This window comes from Mycobacterium kyorinense (assembly GCF_001672775.1).
GTDB classification, from domain to species: Bacteria; Actinomycetota; Actinomycetes; order Mycobacteriales; family Mycobacteriaceae; genus Mycobacterium; species Mycobacterium kyorinense_A.
Map to the genome: position 1 here is coordinate 1 of NZ_LZKJ01000170.1, position 18593 is coordinate 18593.

At 67.3% G+C, this 18593-nt stretch carries 17 protein-coding genes and 3 pseudogenes; 9 read left to right on the forward strand and 11 right to left on the reverse strand.

Annotation, left to right across the window (positions count from 1 at the left end):
* Nucleotides 1-73: 73 nt before the first annotated feature.
* Nucleotides 74-493, forward strand: a pseudogene (locus A5707_RS18655) (MmpS family transport accessory protein); the annotation flags it as partial.
* Nucleotides 493-618: pseudogene (locus A5707_RS23965) on the forward strand (DUF2561 family protein); the annotation flags it as partial. The pseudogenes A5707_RS18655 and A5707_RS23965, both read left to right, overlap by 1 nt.
* Here the strand turns inward: A5707_RS23965 and A5707_RS18660 are convergent.
* The 3 genes and pseudogenes from A5707_RS18660 to A5707_RS18670 form a co-directional block, all read right to left on the reverse strand.
* Nucleotides 611-1045, reverse strand: a pseudogene (locus A5707_RS18660) (hypothetical protein); the annotation flags it as partial. The pseudogenes A5707_RS23965 and A5707_RS18660 overlap by 8 nt on opposite strands.
* Before the next feature lie 184 nt (nt 1046-1229).
* Nucleotides 1230-1649, reverse strand: coding sequence for a cytochrome c oxidase subunit 4 (locus A5707_RS18665; RefSeq protein WP_065015934.1), 420 nt, complete (start codon nt 1647-1649; stop codon nt 1230-1232).
* 8 nt (nt 1650-1657) lie between these two features.
* The gene (locus A5707_RS18670; protein ID WP_082969552.1) at nt 1658-2635 is read right to left on the reverse strand and encodes a cytochrome c oxidase subunit II; all 978 of its coding nucleotides are present in this window, start codon (nt 2633-2635) and stop codon (nt 1658-1660) included.
* 271 nt (nt 2636-2906) lie between these two features.
* Between A5707_RS18670 and asnB the strand changes: the two genes are divergently transcribed.
* Nucleotides 2907-4874 (forward strand): asparagine synthase (glutamine-hydrolyzing), encoded by a 1968-nt coding sequence (gene asnB, locus A5707_RS18675; RefSeq protein WP_065015936.1) that lies wholly within the window; start codon nt 2907-2909, stop codon nt 4872-4874.
* A 58-nt stretch (nt 4875-4932) separates the two neighbouring features.
* Here asnB and A5707_RS18680 read toward each other — a convergent pair whose 3' ends face one another.
* Nucleotides 4933-5910 carry a carbohydrate kinase family protein gene (locus A5707_RS18680; RefSeq protein WP_065015937.1) on the reverse strand — a complete coding sequence of 326 codons (978 nt, stop codon included), beginning with the start codon at nt 5908-5910 and terminating at the stop codon, nt 4933-4935.
* 169 nt (nt 5911-6079) lie between these two features.
* Here A5707_RS18680 and A5707_RS18685 point away from each other — a divergent pair, with 169 nt between their 5' ends.
* Complete coding sequence (locus A5707_RS18685; protein WP_065015938.1) at nt 6080-6745, forward strand: hypothetical protein; 666 nt, start codon at nt 6080-6082, stop codon at nt 6743-6745.
* 19 nt (nt 6746-6764) lie between these two features.
* Here A5707_RS18685 and A5707_RS18690 read toward each other — a convergent pair whose 3' ends face one another.
* Both A5707_RS18690 and A5707_RS18695 read right to left on the reverse strand, forming a co-directional pair.
* Nucleotides 6765-7121 (reverse strand): HesB/IscA family protein, encoded by a 357-nt coding sequence (locus tag A5707_RS18690; RefSeq protein ID WP_065015939.1) that lies wholly within the window; start codon nt 7119-7121, stop codon nt 6765-6767.
* Nucleotides 7122-7205: 84 nt separating this feature from the next.
* Nucleotides 7206-8282, reverse strand: coding sequence for a glycerate kinase (locus tag A5707_RS18695; RefSeq protein ID WP_065015958.1), 1077 nt, complete (start codon nt 8280-8282; stop codon nt 7206-7208).
* A 110-nt stretch (nt 8283-8392) separates the two neighbouring features.
* Here A5707_RS18695 and A5707_RS18700 point away from each other — a divergent pair, with 110 nt between their 5' ends.
* Genes A5707_RS18700 through A5707_RS18710 form a run of 3 tightly spaced genes read left to right on the forward strand, consistent with a single transcriptional unit; the run spans nt 8393 to nt 10880 of the window.
* Nucleotides 8393-9061: a DUF3043 domain-containing protein gene (locus A5707_RS18700; RefSeq protein ID WP_232000761.1), complete on the forward strand. Its 669-nt coding sequence runs from the start codon at nt 8393-8395 to the stop codon at nt 9059-9061.
* 32 nt (nt 9062-9093) lie between these two features.
* Nucleotides 9094-10152, forward strand: coding sequence for a nicotinate-nucleotide--dimethylbenzimidazole phosphoribosyltransferase (gene cobT, locus A5707_RS18705; protein WP_197495372.1), 1059 nt, complete (start codon nt 9094-9096; stop codon nt 10150-10152).
* Nucleotides 10149-10880: an adenosylcobinamide-GDP ribazoletransferase gene (locus A5707_RS18710; protein ID WP_065015942.1), complete on the forward strand. Its 732-nt coding sequence runs from the start codon at nt 10149-10151 to the stop codon at nt 10878-10880. The genes cobT and A5707_RS18710 overlap by 4 nt, the downstream gene beginning before the upstream one ends.
* Here the strand turns inward: A5707_RS18710 and A5707_RS18715 are convergent.
* Nucleotides 10877-11983 (reverse strand): branched-chain amino acid aminotransferase, encoded by a 1107-nt coding sequence (locus A5707_RS18715; protein WP_065015943.1) that lies wholly within the window; start codon nt 11981-11983, stop codon nt 10877-10879. The two genes, A5707_RS18710 and A5707_RS18715, sit on opposite strands and share 4 nt — an antisense overlap.
* Nucleotides 11984-12005: 22 nt before the next feature.
* The gene (gcvT, locus tag A5707_RS18720) at nt 12006-13103 is read right to left on the reverse strand and encodes a glycine cleavage system aminomethyltransferase GcvT (protein ID WP_065015944.1); all 1098 of its coding nucleotides are present in this window, start codon (nt 13101-13103) and stop codon (nt 12006-12008) included.
* A 49-nt stretch (nt 13104-13152) separates the two neighbouring features.
* On the opposite strand from gcvT, the gene A5707_RS18725 reads away from it, so the two are divergent.
* Both A5707_RS18725 and A5707_RS18730 read left to right on the forward strand, forming a co-directional pair.
* Nucleotides 13153-14259 carry an adenylate/guanylate cyclase domain-containing protein gene (locus tag A5707_RS18725; RefSeq protein WP_065015945.1) on the forward strand — a complete coding sequence of 369 codons (1107 nt, stop codon included), beginning with the start codon at nt 13153-13155 and terminating at the stop codon, nt 14257-14259.
* A gap of 11 nt (nt 14260-14270) precedes the next feature.
* On the forward strand, nt 14271-15788 hold the full coding sequence (locus tag A5707_RS18730; RefSeq protein WP_065015946.1) for a leucyl aminopeptidase: 1518 nt from the start codon (nt 14271-14273) through the stop codon (nt 15786-15788).
* A 74-nt stretch (nt 15789-15862) separates the two neighbouring features.
* Here A5707_RS18730 and A5707_RS18735 read toward each other — a convergent pair whose 3' ends face one another.
* The 3 genes from A5707_RS18735 to A5707_RS18745 all read right to left on the reverse strand — a co-directional run bounded on the left by A5707_RS18735 (nt 15863) and on the right by A5707_RS18745 (nt 18589).
* Nucleotides 15863-17287 carry a phytoene desaturase family protein gene (locus tag A5707_RS18735; protein ID WP_065015947.1) on the reverse strand — a complete coding sequence of 475 codons (1425 nt, stop codon included), beginning with the start codon at nt 17285-17287 and terminating at the stop codon, nt 15863-15865.
* 7 nt (nt 17288-17294) lie between these two features.
* Nucleotides 17295-17759 carry an SRPBCC family protein gene (locus tag A5707_RS18740; RefSeq protein ID WP_232000759.1) on the reverse strand — a complete coding sequence of 155 codons (465 nt, stop codon included), beginning with the start codon at nt 17757-17759 and terminating at the stop codon, nt 17295-17297.
* An 89-nt stretch (nt 17760-17848) separates the two neighbouring features.
* A complete protein-coding gene (locus A5707_RS18745) occupies nt 17849-18589 on the reverse strand; it encodes a hypothetical protein (RefSeq protein ID WP_065015948.1) in 741 nt (246 codons plus the stop codon).
* Between the last annotated feature and the right edge of the window lie 4 nt (nt 18590-18593).

An 18593-nucleotide genomic window follows, 5' to 3' on the forward strand; every position in this document is an offset into this window, starting at 1 on the left:
TCGAGGACCGGCCGGAGTGGTGTCGTAGGAGGTGGCTGGGGCGGTCGCGGATCAGCTGCCGGCGGCGGCTCAGGTGCCGCCCACCAGTGAGCCTCCGCCGCCGCCACCGCCCACCAGCGAGGCTCCGCCGCCTCCTGCGCCGGAACCGGCCCCGGCACCGGAGCCGCCGCCGGCAGCTGCTCCGCCACCGCCGCCACCACCGACGAGCACCACTCCGGCCGGTCCTCGACAGGTCACGTATTCGGTGACCGGTACCAAGGCGCCCGGGGACATCATCTCGGTGACCTACATCGATGCCTCTGGCCGGCGGCGCACCCAGCACAACGTCTATATCCCGTGGTCGATCACCGTCACGCCGATCTCGCAGTCTGAAGTCGGCTCAGTGGAGGCGTCAAGCCTTTTCCGGGTCAGCAGGCTCAACTGCACGATCACCACCAGCGACGGAGCGGTGCTGTCGTCGAACGAAAACAACGCACCGCAGACGAACTGCTGATGGTCAACAGATATTCGGACAGCCGAGGCGGGTGGACTATGGCGTCGTCGACCACGGCCGATCGCGTTCTAGTCGGGGTTTGCGCCGCGGTCTGGCTGGTGCTCATCGGCGTCAGCGTGGCCGCGTGGTGACGGTGATCTCGTCTTGAATCGGGGGTGCGGACGAGGGCGCAGTCTCCGGCGTGGCCAGATCCTTCGTGTCGGTGCGGGCAAACAGCAGCGACACCGAGACCACCAGGGCGATCGCCGCGACGATTGCGGCCACGCCGACCACCCACGGCCAGCGTGGCGGGTGGGGTTCGTCCCCCTCGGCCTCGTGGTAGCTGTCGTAGTCGTAGAGGTCGAGGTCGACGGGCACATAAGGTCCGCTGGTGAAGTGTTCAGACTCCGGAGCCGAATAGGCCTGCGAATAGGCGTCGGTCTGGCTGGTCTGGTCAGCGTCGCCGGTCTGCTCTCCCAGGTGCTCGTCGCTGAATTCGTTGTCGTCGTCGCTGAGCTCGCTGCCGGTTTCCAGTTCGTCAGGTTCCGGTCCTGGGGGATTCGGCCCGCTCATGTTCGTCTGTCCTGTCCAACTACGTCACCAGTGCAGGCGACAACGCGCCTGCATTGCCCAGCGCACGTTCCGCAATTCCACATCGTGCCTCGCAAACCCTACCCAACCGGCAGGTGCACGGCATTCCCGGCGACCTGGTGACGGGTCAACTGATGCCCTGATTGTGACCTTGTGAGCGACCTGGTCAGTGCTTCTCGGGACCCAGGTAGTACTCGAAGACCAAGCCGGCTGCCGACGCGAGGACGAACACCACCCCGGCGGCGATCAACCACGGCAACCACAACCCGATACCGACGGCGGTCACCGAGCCCGCCAGAGCGATCAGGACGGGCCACCAACTGTGCGGACTGAAGAACCCCAATTCGCCTGCGCCGTCGCTGATCTCAGCGCCCTCGTAGTCTTCCGGGCGGGTATCGAGCCGGCGTGCCACGAAGCGGAAGAAGGTCGCGACGATGATCGCCAGACCGGCGGTCAGGACCAGCGCGGTGGTGCCGGCCCATTCCACCCCACCGGTGGCGAACAACGTCGTCAGCACGCCGTAGATCACGGCGACCACGACGAAGAACGCGGCGATGAATTCGAACAGCCTGGCTTCGATATGCATAGGTGTCCCTACTTGCTCGCCGCCGGCGACAGCTGTCCGCGGCGGGTTTCGAACGGGTGCGTTGTGACCGCGACGGGAGACTGGTTGATCGCCTGCAGCGCCTGTGCGTTCGTCTTACCGGCGATCCGCTGGTCCAGGTAGGCCTTGAAGTCGTTGGGTGCCACCACCCGGACCTCGAAGTTCATCATCGAGTGATAGGTGCCGCACATCTCGGCGCAGCGGCCGACGAACGCACCGGTTTGGGTGATCTCGGCGACCTGGAACTTGTTCACCGAGTGGTTGGCCTCCGGGTGGGGCATCACGTCACGCTTGAACAAGAACTCCGGCACCCAGAAGGCATGCACGACGTCAGCCGATGCCAGCTGGAACTCGATCCGCTTGCCCGCGGGCAGCACCAGGACCGGGATCTCGGTGCTGGTCCCCAGCGTCTCGACCTTGTCGAAGTTGAGGTAGGTGCGGTCCTCGGTGTTGAGACCACGCACCGGGCCGACCAGTTCCTCGCCGTGCTTGTCTTTGCCCTCGGGTTTGGACACCATCGCCGCTTTGCGCGCCGGGTCGGCCCCGTCGTACTTGAGGGTGCCGTCCTTGAAATCGACCTTTTGGTAACCGAACTTCCAGTTCCACTGGAACGACGTGACGTCGACGACGACCTCGGGGTCGGACGCCAGGTGCATCATCTTTTCCTGCACCACCACGGTGAAGTAGAACAACACCGAGATGATCAAAAACGGGGTGACCGTCAGCACCAGTTCCAACGGCATGTTGTAGCCGAACTGACGTGGCAGCTCGGTGTCACCGGCCTTCTTGCGGTGGAAGGCGGCGGACCAGAAGATCAGGCCCCACACGATGACGCCGACCACCAACGAGGCGATCACCGCGCCGACCCACAGCTGCCGGTTGAGCTCGGCCTCGGGAGTGATCCCGCGCGGCCAACCCAATCCCAGCGCCTCCTGCCAACTGCATCCGCTCAGGGTGCCGGCCAGCATGCCCAGCGTGCCGGCCAAGACCAACAGCCGAAGCCGGCGGGAGCCTGCAGAACGGCTTGGCCCGCGGAGTGTCACGTTGGCGCCTCCTGTATCACAAGCTGGGCCGACGGGAGTCGGCAGACTCGCCGCAGCTGTCGAATACTACTACGCAGCGTAGACCACGCGTCCTGGCGGAGCCGCGCAGACTCCCCCGGCGCCGCTTTGTGCTGGCGCTGCCCCCGGCCCGTCGCCCGATCAGCCCGTTCGCCGGCGTGCGGCATACTTGGGCGCGATGTGTGGACTGCTGGCCTTCGTGGCTGCCGCGGCCGGCGGTGTTCCCCCCGGTTCTACCGCGTCCGACGGCGCCGTCGGGGCCACCGACGCGATCGCCCGCGCCTCGCATCTGATGCGTCACCGCGGACCTGACGAGCCGGGGACGTGGGCCGACCCCGACGGGACGGTCGTACTGGGCTTCAACCGGCTGTCGATCATCGACATCGCCCACTCGCACCAGCCGCTGCGCTGGGGCCCACCGGAGACACCCGACCGGTATGTGCTGGTGTTCAACGGCGAAATCTACAACTACCTGGAGTTGCGCGCAGAGCTGGCCGCCGAGCACGGCGTCACGTTCACCACCGATGGTGACGGTGAGGCCATCATCGCCGCCTACCACCACTGGGGTCCCGGCGCGTTGGCGCGGTTGCGCGGCATGTTCGCGTTTGCGCTGTGGGACACCGTCACCCGCGAATTGTTTTGCGCCCGGGACCCATTCGGTATCAAGCCGCTGTTCGTGGCGACCGGATCCGGGGGTACCGCGGTGGCCAGTGAGAAGAAGTGCCTGTTGGATCTGGCCGACTTGGTGGGCTTCGACACCCGAATCGACCCTCGGGCCGTGCAGCACTACACGGTGCTGCAGTACGTGCCCGAGCCTGAGACGCTGCACCGCGGGGTGCGCCGGCTCGAATCGGGGTGCTATCTGCGGTTGCGCCCCGGAACAGAGTCGCCGACCGTCACCCGCTACTTCGAGCCACGGTTCGCCGCTACCCCGATCACCCGGGATACCGCGCAGGCGCGTTACGACGAGATCACCGCGGTGCTGGAGGATTCGGTGGCCAAGCACATGCGCGCCGACGTCACCGTCGGTGCGTTTTTGTCCGGCGGCATCGACTCCACGGCGATCGCGGCGCTGGCGATCCGGCACAACCCGCGGCTGATCACCTTCACCACCGGCTTCGAGCGGGAAGGATTCTCCGAGATCGACGTTGCCGTCGCATCGGCCGAGGCAATCGGTGCACGGCATATCGCCAAGGTGGTCAGCCCGGCAGAGTTCGTCGCCGCCTTGCCGGAGATCGTCTGGTACCTCGACGAGCCGGTGGCCGACCCGGCGCTGGTGCCGCTGTTCTTCGTCGCGCGCGAGGCCCGCAAGCACGTGAAGGTGGTGCTCTCCGGTGAAGGTGCCGACGAACTGTTCGGCGGCTACACGATCTATCGGGAGCCGCTGTCGCTCAAGCCCTTCAATTATCTGCCCGCCCCGCTGCGACGGTCGATGGGCAAGGTGTCCAAACCGCTGCCGGACGGCATGCGCGGCAAGAGTCTGCTGCACCGCGGATCGTTGACGCTGGAGGAGCGCTACTACGGCAACGCGCGCAGTTTCTCCGATGCGCAACTGCGCGCCGTACTGCCCGGCTTTCGTCCGGACTGGACCCACACCGACGTGACGGGGCCGATCTATGCCCAATCGGCCGGTTGGGATCCGGTCGCCCGCATGCAGCACATCGACCTGTTCACGTGGCTGCGCGGCGACATCCTGGTCAAAGCCGACAAGATGACGATGGCCAACTCGTTGGAACTGCGGGTGCCGTTTTTGGATTCCGAGGTGTTCGCGGTGGCGTCGCGGCTGCCGCTGGAAGCCAAGATCACCCGCACCACAACGAAATACGCGCTGCGCCGGGCACTGGAGTCCGTCGTCCCGGCGCATGTGCTCAACCGGCCCAAGCTGGGTTTCCCGGTACCCATCCGGCACTGGCTGCGCGCCGGCGAACTACTCGAGTGGGCCTATGCGATGACCGACTCGTCGCAGGCCGGCGAACTCGTCGACCGCGCCGCGGTGCGCCGGATGCTCGACGAACATCGTTGCGGCACAACCGATCACAGCCGCCGACTGTGGACCGTGCTGATTTTCATGCTGTGGCACGCGATCTTCGTCGAGCACAGTGTCGTGCCGCAGATCACCGAGCCGCACTACCCGGTGCAGCTATAGCCGTTGACTCTGCGTCCACCAGGCGTCCTACTCGCACTTTTGCCTAATGTGTGCAGAGTCAACGCGAAAGCGCTGTGGCGACCTCGGCGGCGGCCTCGTCGCCGTAGGCACCGGCCAGCCGACTCACCGCGGTCTCGCGGTCCCAGTCCCATTCCTGGGTGCCGGTCGACTCCAACACCAGCACCGCGACCAGCGATCCCAGCTGAGCAGAACGCTCCAAGCCGAGGCCCGCGCTGCGGCCGGTCAAAAAGCCGGCCCGGAATGCGTCGCCGACGCCGGTGGGGTCGACCTGGCTGGTCTCGGGCACCACACCGACGTGGATGGTGGTGCCGTCGCGGTCGACGATGTCGACGCCCTTGGCGCCCAGCGTGGTCACCCGCAGGCCGACCTGCGCCATCACCTCGGCCTCGGTCCAGCCGGTCTTGGACAGCAGCAGATCCCATTCGTAGTCGTTGGTGAACAGGTAGGTGGCGCCGTCGATGAGCCGGCGGATTTCCTCGCCGGTCAGCCGGGCCAACTGCTGAGACGGATCGGCGGCGAAGGCCAGCCCGAGCTTGCGGCACTCCTCGGTGTGCAAGAACATCGCCTCCGGGTCGTTGGCCCCGACGATCACCAATTCCGGTGTGCCGATGTCGTCGACGACCTTGGCCAGGGAGATGTCCCGCGCCTCGGACATAGCGCCCGGGTAGAACGAGGCGATCTGGGCCATCTCGGTGTCGGTGGTGCAGACGAAGCGCGCGGTGTGCGACGTGGTCGAGATCAACACGTTGTCGCACTTGACGCCGTGGCTTTGCAGCCACTCGCGGTAGTCGCCGAAGTCGTCGCCGGCCGCGCCCACCAGCGCGACGTCACCGCCCAGCACGCCGATGGCATACGCCATGTTGCCGGCCACCCCGCCGCGGTGGATCACCAGATCGTCGACCAGAAAGCTCAGCGAAACCTTCTGCAGGTGGTCGGCGAGCAGTTGTTCGGAGAACCGGCCCGGAAAGCGCATCAAATGGTCAGTTGCAATCGAACCGGTCACCGCAATCGTCACGAAAAATCCACCCTTCAATTTCTAAGCTCGTCTAGCGAAGACTACGCGCGGTAGCGGTGGCCGTTACACCGTGGCCAGCCCTCGGGGGTGCGTTAGCCTGCCTACAGCAACCCGATGGCTGCTGACGGCGACCGTCCGCGGTCTCATCCACAGCGTAGGAGAACCTTTGATGCCCGGTCCCTACTCGCCGAACCATCCTCTCGGCGCCGACGGGCCGCCGTTCACCGATCCGCATCCCAGTCAGCCGATTCCCATGCCGCCCGAGCAGCCCGGCTCAGAAACTCAGGCAGCACCGCCCGCGGCGGCCTACCCGGGCCAACTGCCGCCGCCGGTGCCCTATCCGAGGCGCCAGCGGCGACGCTGGGTCATCGGCGCGGTGGTGGCCGGGGCGCTGATCGCCGCAATGACCGCAGCGATCGTGTACGGGGTACGCAGCGACAAATCGGCCACCAGCGGAGCCGTATTTTCCGAGGCGACGGCTAGAACGGCGATCCAGGGCTATCTGGACGCGCTGCAGCACCGCGATACCGAAGCGATCGCCCGCAACACGCTGTGCGGCATCTACGACGCCGTCCGGGACCGACGGCCCGACGAGGCGCTGGCCAAACTGTCCAGCGACGCGTTCCGCAAGCAGTTCTCCGCCGCCCAGGTGACCTCGATCGACAAGATCGTCTACTGGTCGAACTACCAGGCGCAGGTGCTGTTCACCATGCGGGTCACCCCAGCGACCGGCGGGCCGCCGCGCGACGAGGTGCAGGGCATCGCACAGTTGTTGTACCAGCACAACCAAGTCCGGGTGTGCTCATACGTGCTGCGAACAGCGGGTAGCTACTAACCCACTGACGACGACGGCCTCAGTTGAACGAGTCGCCGCAGGAGCACGAACCACCCGCGTTGGGGTTGTCGATGGTGAAGCCCTGCTTTTCGATCGTGTCGACGAAGTCGATCGAGGCACCTTGCAGGTAGGGAGCACTCATCCGGTCGACAGCCAGCGTCACCCCACCGAACTCCGCGGTCAGGTCACCGTCGAGGGAACGGTCGTCGAAGAACAGGTTGTACCGCAGACCGGCGCACCCGCCCGGCTGAACCGCGATACGCAGCGCCAGATCGTCGCGGCCCTCCTGGTCCAGCAGTGACTTCGCCTTGGCCGCGGCGGCGTCGGTCAAGATCACGCCGTGGGTAGTGGCGGTCGACTGGTCCTGAACAGTCATTGCGTCTCCCTATATCTGCCTACGTGCCAAATCACTGGGATGGGTCCGGTCGGCGCTGAGCGCCCGATAAAAAAACCCACCTAGTCAAAGGTACCTTGTTCGGCCGCTATTCCCGAGTTGCGCGGCTGCCTCCGACGCCAAACCCATCAGCTGGTTGGCCGCGTCGACAAGCGCAAGCCGGACCGACCCGGCGTAGTCGGCGATCGCGTACGCGGCCGTTATGCCCGCCGATCGCTGCGTGAAGCCGTCGAGACCCACCTGGCCGGCCAGTACCAGCACCGGGATCTGCCGCGCGCGGGCGGCGGCGGCCAGCGCCCCGACGACCTTGCCGTGCAGTGATTGCTCGTCGAGCTGGCCTTCACCTGTGACGACGACGTCTGCGGCGGCAAGGTCGTCGGCCAGCCCGGTGTGCTCGGCGATGATCGCGGCCCCCGATTCGCGTTGCCCGCCCAGCGCCAGCAATGCCGCCCCGATCCCGCCCGCCGCACCGGCGCCCGGCTCGGCGCTCACCTGGCGTCCGGCCGCCGCATCCAGTTCGGCCGCCCAGTCGCTGAGCCGCTGTTCCAGCGTGACGACCGTCTCAGCGTCGGCGCCTTTCTGCGGTCCGAAAACCCGCGCGGCGCCCCACGGCCCCAGCAGCGGGTATTCAACGTCCGAGGCCGCGACCAGCTCCACCCCGGCCAGCCGTTGTCGCGCGACATCCAGGCCGCCGAGTTCGTCGATGAGTCCGCGACCACCGTCGGTGCTCGCGCTGCCGCCCAGCCCGACGACGACGCGCGTGGCGCCGGCCCCCAGCGCCGCCGCGATGAGCTGGCCGACTCCCTTGCTGTCGGCGGCCAGCGCGGTCTGCGGTGTCGGCGGACCGCCCAGCTGTGCCAGACCGCAGGCTTCCGCGCAGCCCAGATAGGCGGTCGCCGATGCCGGATCGAATACCCAGTCGGCGTCGACGTCGTCGTCTAGCGGGCCGGCGACCCGTTGCCGGCGCCGCTCACCCAGCCGCTCGGCCAATACCGTCACGAAACCCGGCCCGCCGTCGGACTGTGGCGCGATCGTGAACTGATCGTGTGGCCGCGTCCGGTTCCAGCCGGTGGCGATGGCAGCTGCGGCCTGCACGGCGGTCAACGTGTCGCCATAACTATCGGGGGCGATCAGCACGCGCAGCGCATCCGGGCCGCTCATCTCAGCGAGCGTAAGGGCTCACTGCCAGATCTGCTCGTCGACGACTGTTTACCGATCGAAACCGGCTGCGAAGTAGCCTGGCGACTGTGAAGCTGCTGGGCCGCAAGAAGGACGCCGGTGTCGCCGCGGAGGACAACGAGGCACCGGCGGACCCCGACACCGTCGTCACCGCTGGGAGCGCTCGTCAATCCCGCACCACCGCGCCCAAGGGGCGGCCCACGCCCAAACGAACCAACAAGCGGCGCGGCCCGGTCGCGCCGGCGCCGATGACCGCTGCGGAGGCCCGGGCGCGGCGCAAGGCGATGGCCGGCCCGAAGCTGTCCCGCGAGGAGCGGCGCGCTGAGCGGACCGTACGCCGCGCGCAGATGACCGATCGGCGGGACCGGATGATGGCCGGCGACGAGGCCTATCTGCTGCCCCGCGACCGGGGCCCGGTGCGCCGGTTCGCCCGCGACGTGGTGGATTCTCGGCGCAACGTGCTGGGGTTGTTCATGCCGTTGGCGTTGACGCTGATGTTCGTCATGTTCGGCGTACCGCAGCTGCAACTGTACATGTCGCCCGCGATGCTGGCGTTGATGGCTCTGATGATGATCGACGGGGTCATCCTGGGCCGCAAGGTCACCAGGATGGTTGACGAGAAATTCCCTGACAACACCGAAAGCCGTTGGAAGTTAGGTCTTTACGCGGCGGGCCGGGCTTCGCAGATGCGCCGGATGCGAGCTCCTCGGCCTCAGGTCAAGCGCGGCGACAGCGTCGCCTGACCGCCGCCGGTGCCGAGCAAGCCCTCGGGGTTCTGATGACCTTTCCGCCGGTGACGCCCCCCGACGAGGATGCGGCCGCGGCGGCCCGGGCGCGACAGGACACCCTGACCAAGCCGGCGCGGTCGCTGGGTCGCCTCGAGGACTTGGCGATCTGGGTTGCGTCGTGCCAGGGCCATTGTCCGCCAAAGCAATTCGAGCGCGCCCGGGTGGTCGTCTTTGCCGGTGACCACGGTGTGGCGCGGTCGGGCGTATCGGCATACCCGCCGGAGGTGACCGCCCAGATGGTCGCCAATATCGACGCCGGCGGCGCGGCGATCAACGCCTTCGCCGAGGTCGCCGGGGCGACCGTGCGGGTCGCCGACCTCGCCGTGGACGCCGATCCGCTGTCGCCGCAGATCGGCGCTCATAAGGTGCGCCGCAGCAGCGGCGACATCGCGGTGCAGGACGCGTTGACCGACGAGGAAACCACGGCCGCGATCAACGCCGGCCGGCGAATCGCCGACGAGGAGGTCGACGCCGGCGCCGACCTGTTGATCGTCGGCGACATGGGTATCGGGAACACCACGGCGGCAACCGTTTTGGTGGCATCGTTGACCGGGACCGAGCCGGTCACGGCGGTCGGCTACGGAACGGGCATCGACGATGCCGGCTGGGCGCGCAAGACGGCGGCGGTCCGCGACGCGCTGTTCCGCGCCCAGCGGGTGCGCTCGGATCCGGTTGCACTGCTGCGGTGTTGCGGCGGCGCCGACCTGGCCGCGATGAGCGGCTTCTGCGCGCAGGCCGCGGTCCGGCGCACCCCATTGATGCTGGACGGTCTCGCGGTCACCGCGGCCGCGCTGATCGCCGACCGGTTGGCGCCGGGCGCGCGGTTGTGGTGGCAGGCCGGTCACCGGTCCACCGAACCGGCGCACCAGCTGGCGCTGGCTCAGTTGGAACTCGAGCCCATCCTCGACTTGCGCATGCGGTTAGGGGAAGGCACCGGGGCAGCGGCGGCGCTGCCGGTGCTGCGAGCCTCGGTCGCCGCCCTGTCGTCGATGGCGACCTTCGCAACTGCCGGCGTTTCCGGCCGCGCCGACAAGCATCCATCGTGATCCGCTCGCTGGCAACCGCTTTCGGCTTCGGGACTGTCGTCCCGCTGCCTGGTGCGGCGGACCGGCCGGTGGGCGGGGCGGCGGTGAGCGCGCTGCCGGTGGTCGGCGCCGCGTTAGGGGGCCTGGCCGCCGGCGTGGCGTGGGGTGGCGGGCTGGCGTTCGGGGCTTGCAGCCCGCTGGCGGGTCTGCTCGCAGTAGTTGCCCTGCTCGCGGCCACCCGTGGGCTGCACATCGACGGCCTGGCCGACACTGCCGACGGGCTGGGCTGTTATGGGCCGCCGCAACGCGCGCTGCAGGTCATGCGCGACGGGTCGACCGGCCCGTTCGGTATCGCCGCCGTCGTCGTGGTGATTATGTTGCAAGGCTTGGCTTTTGCGTCGTCGAGCGCGCTCGGCATTGTCGTCGCTGTGGCCGCCGGCCGGGTTGCGGCGGTGCTGGCCTGCCGCCGGTCGGTGCCCGCGGCCGAGGGCAGCACGCTGGGCGCCCGGGTGGCCGCCACCCAGCCCGCGGCGGCGGTGCTGGTCTGGATTGCAGTGCTGGTGGTGGCGTCGCTGTGGGCGACGCCACGGCTGTGGCAGGGGCCGGTGGCGGTGCTGGTGGCGCTGTGCGCGAGTGCGGTTCTGGTGGCCCACTGCGTGCGCCGGTTCGGTGGCATCAGCGGTGATGTCCTGGGTGCCGCGATCGAACTGACCACGACGGTGAGTGCGGTGCTGCTGGCGGCAGGCTAGCCCAGCCGCGACATCCACCCATGGGTGTCGGCGAACGTGCCGCGCTGAATGCCGGTCAACGTGTCGCGCAGCGCCATCGTGATTTCGCCGGGTTCGCCGTCGGCGATGGTGAACTCGCCGTCGCCGTGCTTGACGTGTGCGATCGGAGTGATCACGGCGGCCGTACCGCAGGCGAACACTTCGGTGATCTCACCTGCAGCCGCCTTCTTTTGCCACTCGTCGATGTCGATCTTGCGTTCCTCGATGGCAAAGCCGGCATCGGTTGCCAACTGCAGCAACGAATCTCGGGTGATGCCCGGCAGCAGCGAGCCGGACAGCTCGGGGGTGACCAGGCGCGCCGATCCGCCGCTGCCGAACACGAAGAAGATGTTCATCCCGCCCATCTCTTCGATGTAGCGGCGTTCCACCGCGTCGAGCCACACCACCTGGTCGCAGCCATGCTCGGCGGCTTGGGCCTGAGCCACCAGCGACGCGGCGTAGTTGCCGCCGAATTTGGCCGCGCCGGTGCCGCCGGGGCTGGCCCGGACGTATTCCGTCGACACCCACACGGTGACCGGTTTGATCCCCCGCGGGAAGTACGCGCCGGCCGGCGAGGCCAGCACCAGATACCGATACTGTTTGGCCGGGCGCACACCCAGTCCCGGCTCGGTGGCAATCACGAACGGCCGCAAATACAACGACTCCTCGCCACCGGCGGGGGGCACCCATCCCCCGTCGACGGCGATCAGTTGCCGCAGCGATTCGATGAACACCTCGTCGGGAAGCTCGGGGATCGCAATCCGCTGCGATGACGCCCGCATCCGGGCGGCGTTGGCATCGGGCCGAAACGACACGATCGAGCCGTCCGCCCACCGATACGCCTTGAGCCCTTCGAACACTTCTTGCGCGTAGTGCAGCACGATCGCCGACGGGTCCAGTTCGATGGGGCCGTAACCGATCACCTGCGCGTCATGCCAACCCTGGCCGTCGGTGTAGTCGATCGACACCATGTGGTCGGTGTGGTACCTGCCGAACCCAGGATCGGCCAGGATCGATTGGCGCACCTGGTCGCTGGTCGGGTTTGCGGTGCGCGAAACCGTGAACTCGAGGCGGCCGCTGGTCATGGGGCGATTGTATATCCGGGCGCTAGCGAGTCTTTGGTTCGACGAACGGCGGTCGGATTACTTCGCATTCGACGGCGCGGCCACGGACGTCGACGCTCAGATGCTGACCGTCCTGGACGTCTGCGTCGGTGTCGATGAGCGCCAGCGCGATACCGACTTTCAACGTCGGTGAAAAGGTTCCCGACGTGGTGACGCCGACCTTGCGGTCACCGTCGCTCACCGTCAGGTCGGGCCGCAGCACACCACGGCCGACTGCACGCAGCCCGCGCACCACCCGCTGAGGACCGGCCGACTTCTCGGCCAGCAGTGCGTCGCGGCCGAAGAAAGCCTCCTTCTTCCAGCCGATCGCCCAGCCGCAGCGGGCCTGCAACGGCGAAATGTCGGCCGACAACTCGTGGCCGTGCAACGGATAACCCATTTCGGTGCGCAGCGTGTCGCGGGCACCCAGGCCGGCCAGTTGGCCGTCGGCTCGGCGGACCGCGGCCACCAACGCGTCGAACACCACACCCGCCGACTCCCACGGCGGCAACAGCTCATAACCGTGCTCACCGGTGTATCCACTGCGGCACACCCGCACCGGCACCCCGGAGAATTCCGCATCGGCATATCCCATGTAGTCCATGCCGGTCGGTAGCCCCAGTTCGTCGAGAACCTCGGTCGAGCGCGGGCCCTGCACCGCCAGCACCGCATAGCTGCGGTGCTCGTCGCTGATCGTGAGCTCCGCCGGGGCCGCCTGCTGCAGCGCGGCAACCACCGCGGCAGTGTTGGCGGCGTTGGGCACCAGAAAGATCTCGTCGTCGGCGACGTAATAGGCGATCAGATCATCGATGACGCCGCCGGATTCGGTGCAGCACAACGTGTATTGCGCCTTGCCCGGCCCGATGCGGCCCAGGTCGTTGGTGAGTGCGGCATTGACGAATTGCGCGGCGCCCGGCCCGCGCAGCGACGCCTTACCAAGGTGGCTGACATCGAACAGTGCGACGGCCGTCCGGGTGGCGGTGTGCTCGCTGACCGTGCCGGCATACGACACCGGCATCAGCCACCCGCCGAACTCGGCGAAGCTGGCGCCCAGCTCACGGTGGCGGTCTTCCAGCGGTCCGTGCTGCAACTCTTCGGGCATTCTGCGCCGCTCCTCCTAATCGCGCGTCCCCGGCTTCGCGGCGCGCACGATGCCCCACACTAATCAGGTGGTCGATTTCGATGCGCTGGAAGCTGCCGGACTCGCCGACGCGCGTAACCGGGCGTCGCTCATCCAATACCTCGATGACCTGGGGTTCACCGCGGACGACATGGTCGAAGCCGAGCGTCGCGGGCGCCTGTTCGGCCTTGCCGGTGACGTGCTGGGATGGTCGGGCCCGCCGATCTACAGCTTGCAAAGCGCCGCCGACGCGCTCAACGTCGCGGTCGAGGAAGTCGAGCAGGCCTGGACGATGCTCGGCCTGTGCGTCGGGGGCCGCGACACGCCGGCGTTGAGCCAGGCCGATGTCGACGGCCTGGGCACGTGGTTTGCGATGCGGGCGCAGTTCGGCGAGCCCGTCGACGGCTTTTTGCGGGTGCTCGGTGTGACGATGGCCCGGCTGGCCGAGGCCGAGTCGTCGATGATCCGGGTCAGCCTGCCCGACGTGTGGCTGGGGCATACCCAAGACGAACTCGCCACTGCGCGAGCCTGGCGGACGACCACCGAGCTCATCCCCCGCATCGGCGCCATGATCGACGCCGTGCACCGCCACCACCTGGTCAGTGCCCGAACGTTCCTGGAAGGTCTCGGCGGGGGCCCGTCGGCGAGCATGGTGTGCGGCGTGGGTTTCCTGGATTTGTCCGGCTTTACTGCGCTGACTCAACTGCTCACGCCCGCCGAGCTGTCGACCCTGCTCAACGGCTTTTCTGCCACGGTCTCCGATGTAGTGCACGCCGACGGTGGACGGGTCGTCAAGTTCATCGGCGATGCCGTGATGTGGGTGAGCCCGAGCGCTGAACGGCTGGCCAGGGCGGCAGTCGACCTCGTCGGTCACCCGCTGGCGCAGGAAACCGGGCTACAGGTGCGTGCCGGTCTGGCTTACGGGGCGGTGCTGGCCATCAACGGCGACTACTACGGCAATGCGGTGAACCTGGCGGCCCGGTTGGTTGCTGCCGCCTCCCCGGGACAGGTCCTCAGCGCCGCAGATGTCCATGCCGAACTGCCGGACTGGCCGGTGATCGAACAGGAACCGTTGACGCTCAAAGGTTTCGACGAACCAGTAACGGCGTACGAGGTGAGCCTGTCCACCGGTCGTTAAGGTGGTGCCCTGTGAGCACCGAACCCGGCTACCAGTCCCCCGCAGTCACTGTCGCGTCGTCGCTGCCGCAGCGCGGCGCCGCGTCGGCCGTCTTGGTCGTGCCGGTCGTCTCGACCGGTGACGAGGACAGGCCCGGCGCGGTCATCGCCGCGGCCGAGCCGTTCCTGGACGCCGACGCGATCAGCGAGATCGAGGGCGCCTTGCGAGCGCTGGACGCCACCGGCGCTAACGAGCAGACCCATCGGCTGGTGGTGAAGTCGCTGCCAGTGGCCAGTGTGCTCACCGTCGGTCTGGGTAAACGTCGTGACGAGTGGCCCGCCGAGGTGATTCGCCGTGCCGCGGGCGCGGCGGCGCGCGCGCTGAGCGGCACCGAGGCCGTCATCACCACCCTGAGCGGGCTGCACCTGGCCGCCGCCGTGGAAGGGCTGATCCTGGGCGGTTACCGCTTCACCGACTTCCGCAGCGGCAAGACGGCGCCGAAAGACCGTGGTCTGCGCAAGCTCACCGTTCTCTCTACGGCCAAGGCCGCCAAAACCGAAGCCTCGCACGCCACGGCGGTCGCGACCGCCGTGGCCACCGCTCGCGACTTCGTCAACACCCCGCCCAGTCACCTCTTTCCCGCCGAATTCGCCAGCCGGGCAAAGGCTTTAGGCGAGTCGGTCGGCCTCGAGGTGGAAGTGCTCGACGAGAAGGCGCTGCAAAAAGCCGGCTACGGCGGGGTGATCGGGGTCGGCAAGGGCTCGTCGCGCCCGCCGCGGCTGGTGCGGCTGCGCTACCGCCCGTCCAAGCCGGCTAAAAAAGTCGCCCTGGTCGGCAAGGGCATCACCTTTGACACCGGCGGCATCTCGATCAAGCCGGCGGCGTCCATGCACCACATGACCTCCGACATGGGCGGTGCCGCAGCCGTCATCGCGACGGTGACGCTTGCCGCGCAACTGAAGTTGCCTATCGAGGTGATCGCCACCGTGCCGATGGCGGAGAACATGCCGTCGGCGACCGCGCAGCGTCCCGGTGACGTGCTGACCCAATACGGCGGCACCACCGTGGAGGTGCTCAACACCGACGCCGAGGGCAGGCTGATCCTGGCCGATGCCATCGTCCGGGCCTGCGAGGACGACCCCGACTATCTGATCGAGACGTCGACGCTGACGGGCGCGCAGACCGTGGCGCTGGGTGCCCGCACTCCCGGCGTGATGGGCAGCGACGAGTTCCGCGATCGGGTGGCCGCCATCTCGCAGGCGGTCGGGGAAAACGGTTGGGCCATGCCGCTGCCCGACGAACTCAAGGACGACTTGAAGTCGACGGTGGCTGATCTGGCCAATGTCAGTGGGCAGCGCTTCGCCGGAATGCTGGTCGCGGGAGTGTACTTGCGTGAATTCGTCGCCGACGGGGTGGCCTGGGCGCATATCGACGTGGCCGCCCCGGCGTACAACACCGGCAGCCCGTGGGGTTACACCGTTAAAGGCGGGACCGGGGTGCCGACCCGGACTATGTTCGCGGTGCTGGAAGACATCGCCGCGAACGGTTAACAGCCCGCGAGTGTGGGCTTATGTCACGCTTCGATCGAAAAACCGTGCCATAAGCCCACATTCGACGGGGTTGTTCAGCCCAAGTCGGTCCGCAGGGCACCGCGAGCGGCCAAATAGCCGGGCATCCCGTGAACTCCCGGGCCGGGCGGTGTGAAGGATGAACACAGGTACGTGCCACGGCGGGGTAACCGGTAGGGCCGTAGCCGGGTCGCCAGGTTCACGATGTATCGCAGCGGATCCTGCAAGCCACCGTTGATCACGCCGCCGCACATGTTCGGATTGTGGGCCTCCTGCTGCTTGGCGGTGGTCGTCACCTTCTTGACGATCCTGTCTTTGAAGCCGGGCGCGAACCGCTCGACTTGATCGCCGATCGCGTCGGACATGTCCACCGTCGATCCATTGGGGACATGACAGTACGTCCATACCGTCTCTTGACCGGCCGAGGTCCGCGTCGAGTCGAAGCGGCTCTGATTGGCAAGCAGGACAAAAGGTTTCGGCGCATGCCGACCCTTGTTCACCAGCGACTCGCTTGCGGCGACCTGCTGCAGCGTGCCGCCAAGATGCACGGTTGCCGCATCTTTGCATTCGTCGGCCCGCCAGGGAATGGGGCCATCCAGGAGGTAGTCGACCTTGCAGAGGCCCGGACCATACCGGTAGTTGGAATACAGCCGTCGATACCAGGTGGGCAAACTGTCGCCGAGGATCGTTGCCACTTGCGTCGGGGACACATCGAGCATCAGCACGCGATGGGAAGGCACGTCGGTCAATCGCCTGACCCAATGACCCAAGCGGATCTCGCCGCCAAGGTGCTCGAAATAGCCCAGTAGCGCATCGGCGATCTTTTGCGATCCGCCGCGAGGCATCGGCCAGCCCGTTCGGTGCGCGCTTATCGCGAACATGAGACCCGCCGCAGCGGTACCGACGAGAGTGAGCGGCATGAACGAGTGTGCGGCCATGCCCGCGAGCAGGGCCGGCGCCCGCTCGTCGGTGAAATGGCGCTTCGAGAAGCCGGCGATCGATGCCATCCCGAACCGGGCGAACTTGGCGACTGTCAACGGATGCTTGGGCGGATAGGGGTCGAGGATGCTGTCGAACAGCTCAATTCCCTTGGACACCAACGGAGTCAGCAAATCTTCGTACGCGGCGCTGTCGGCGCCCATTGCGGCGGCGGCGCGGCTGACGTCACGGTAGAGCGGGACGGCGGTGCCGTCATCAAGCGGGTGGGCGGCCTCGATCGGCGCAAATATCCATTCAAGACCGAAATCCGCCAGCGGCCAACGTCGAAAGGCCGGCGAGGCCATCGCCAGCGGGTGTATCGCTGAGCAGATGTCGTGTACCGATTCGTCGCCGGTGACATGCGCAGATCGGGTGCCCCCGCCGGGCTTGTCTGAGCCTTCCAGAATGAGGACCCGTCGGCCTGCTTCTGCCAGGGTCACGCCGGCGGCAAGCCCATTCGGCCCCGATCCGACCACCACCGCGTCGAATTGCTCAGCGGCCATGTCTGCGTCACTTCACCTGACTGGGGTCCAGCCGTTCAGCAAGTGCGGCCAACCGCAAGATGCACTCACGGTTGCGGGGATGGATCGCCACCAGCGTCAACCGGTCGGGGATGAGGTTGACCGCCCCCTCGGCGGGTACCTCGATCATCTCCACCCGGCACCCATCCGGGATCTCGGCCAGCCGCATCGTGATTTGTGCTGCGCCAAGCGGGCCCAGGCCCGCGCGCAGCACCAGCTCCTGCAACGGCACACAACTTTCGACCGACGTCTGGTCGTTGATCACCAACGGCCACACCCCGATCGAGTGCCTGATGGCAGCGCCCGGCTGTGGCCAATCCGAGTCGACGGCGCGGGTGCGGCTATTGCCGACCACCCACTGGCTGTAGGTCCATCCGTCGGCCAGCACCTCCCAGACCCGCTGGCAGGACGCATGAACATCTCGAGTCGCGGACAGTTCTCGTGTCGCCATCATCGCGGAGGTCCTTTCGCACTGGGTTGACCCCTGCGTATACCCCCGCCAGTGGTCTCCGACGCGTCAGAGTCCGCCGCGATCTGCGATAGCTAGCGGTGCAGCGGTGAGCGCTGAAACCAGTTGACCTTTTCCCTCCACGCCAATGCGGAGGTCACCGCGAAGACCGCCCCGCACGCGCACGCGAAAAACCACACCAGGCCCGCGGTTGCCGGGCATTGGAACGGCGGAATCAGCGCAGTGGTGAACCGCACCACGCACGCCATGATTCCGCTGACACAAGCCAGCAGATAGACCGTGGCGATACGCCTCGACCGCGGGTCCTTCCGCAGGACCAGCAGAGCGCGTGCGCCGTAGCCCAGCAGGTAGGCAAGCGTTGCGCACAGCAGCAGCCAGTACACGCTCAGCCAGAAATCGGTGGGCAACGCGAAGAAATCCCGGGTATACGTCCTGCTGCCGCAGCTCACCGAAAAGGTGGCCAGTAACAGCGGAATACACAACGTGGCCGGTCGCTCGACGTACTGCTTGAACGCCACCTGCAGGTTGTCATCGTCGGCGAGGCGGCCGAGGGCGTTGTAGACGATCGCCGAGGCGGCGACGACATAGCAGTCGTGCCCGAGGTAGTTCTGCAGATTCCACTCGCCGGTGATGTCATGCAGTGCGACCCCGAGAGTATTCGCTGCCAGGGGCGACATCAGCGCGACCGCGCAGCCCTGCAACGCGATGTTGAGAGTGGCGGCTACCTCCCAGCGGCAGTGCCAGGTGACGCGTCGTATCCACAGGCTCCACGAAATTGCCGCGAGCGTGATGCCAATGAGAGCGGTGAGTGCCATGGCG

Coding starts and splice junctions, on each gene's coding strand:
- A5707_RS18715 (WP_065015943.1), bottom strand. CDS start 11,983: ATGACCAGCGGCCGCCTCGAGTTCACGGTTTCGCGCACCGCAAACCCG.
- A5707_RS18685 (WP_065015938.1), top strand. CDS start 6,080: ATGCCCGGTCCCTACTCGCCGAACCATCCTCTCGGCGCCGACGGGCCG.
- A5707_RS18740 (WP_232000759.1), bottom strand. CDS start 17,759: ATGATGGCGACACGAGAACTGTCCGCGACTCGAGATGTTCATGCGTCC.
- A5707_RS18690 (WP_065015939.1), bottom strand. CDS start 7,121: ATGACTGTTCAGGACCAGTCGACCGCCACTACCCACGGCGTGATCTTG.
- A5707_RS18745 (WP_065015948.1), bottom strand. CDS start 18,589: ATGGCACTCACCGCTCTCATTGGCATCACGCTCGCGGCAATTTCGTGG.
- A5707_RS18725 (WP_065015945.1), top strand. CDS start 13,153: ATGCCCCACACTAATCAGGTGGTCGATTTCGATGCGCTGGAAGCTGCC.
- A5707_RS18735 (WP_065015947.1), bottom strand. CDS start 17,287: ATGGCCGCTGAGCAATTCGACGCGGTGGTGGTCGGATCGGGGCCGAAT.
- A5707_RS18665 (WP_065015934.1), bottom strand. CDS start 1,649: ATGCATATCGAAGCCAGGCTGTTCGAATTCATCGCCGCGTTCTTCGTC.
- gcvT (WP_065015944.1), bottom strand. CDS start 13,103: ATGCCCGAAGAGTTGCAGCACGGACCGCTGGAAGACCGCCACCGTGAG.
- asnB (WP_065015936.1), top strand. CDS start 2,907: ATGTGTGGACTGCTGGCCTTCGTGGCTGCCGCGGCCGGCGGTGTTCCC.
- A5707_RS18670 (WP_082969552.1), bottom strand. CDS start 2,635: ATGCTGGCCGGCACCCTGAGCGGATGCAGTTGGCAGGAGGCGCTGGGA.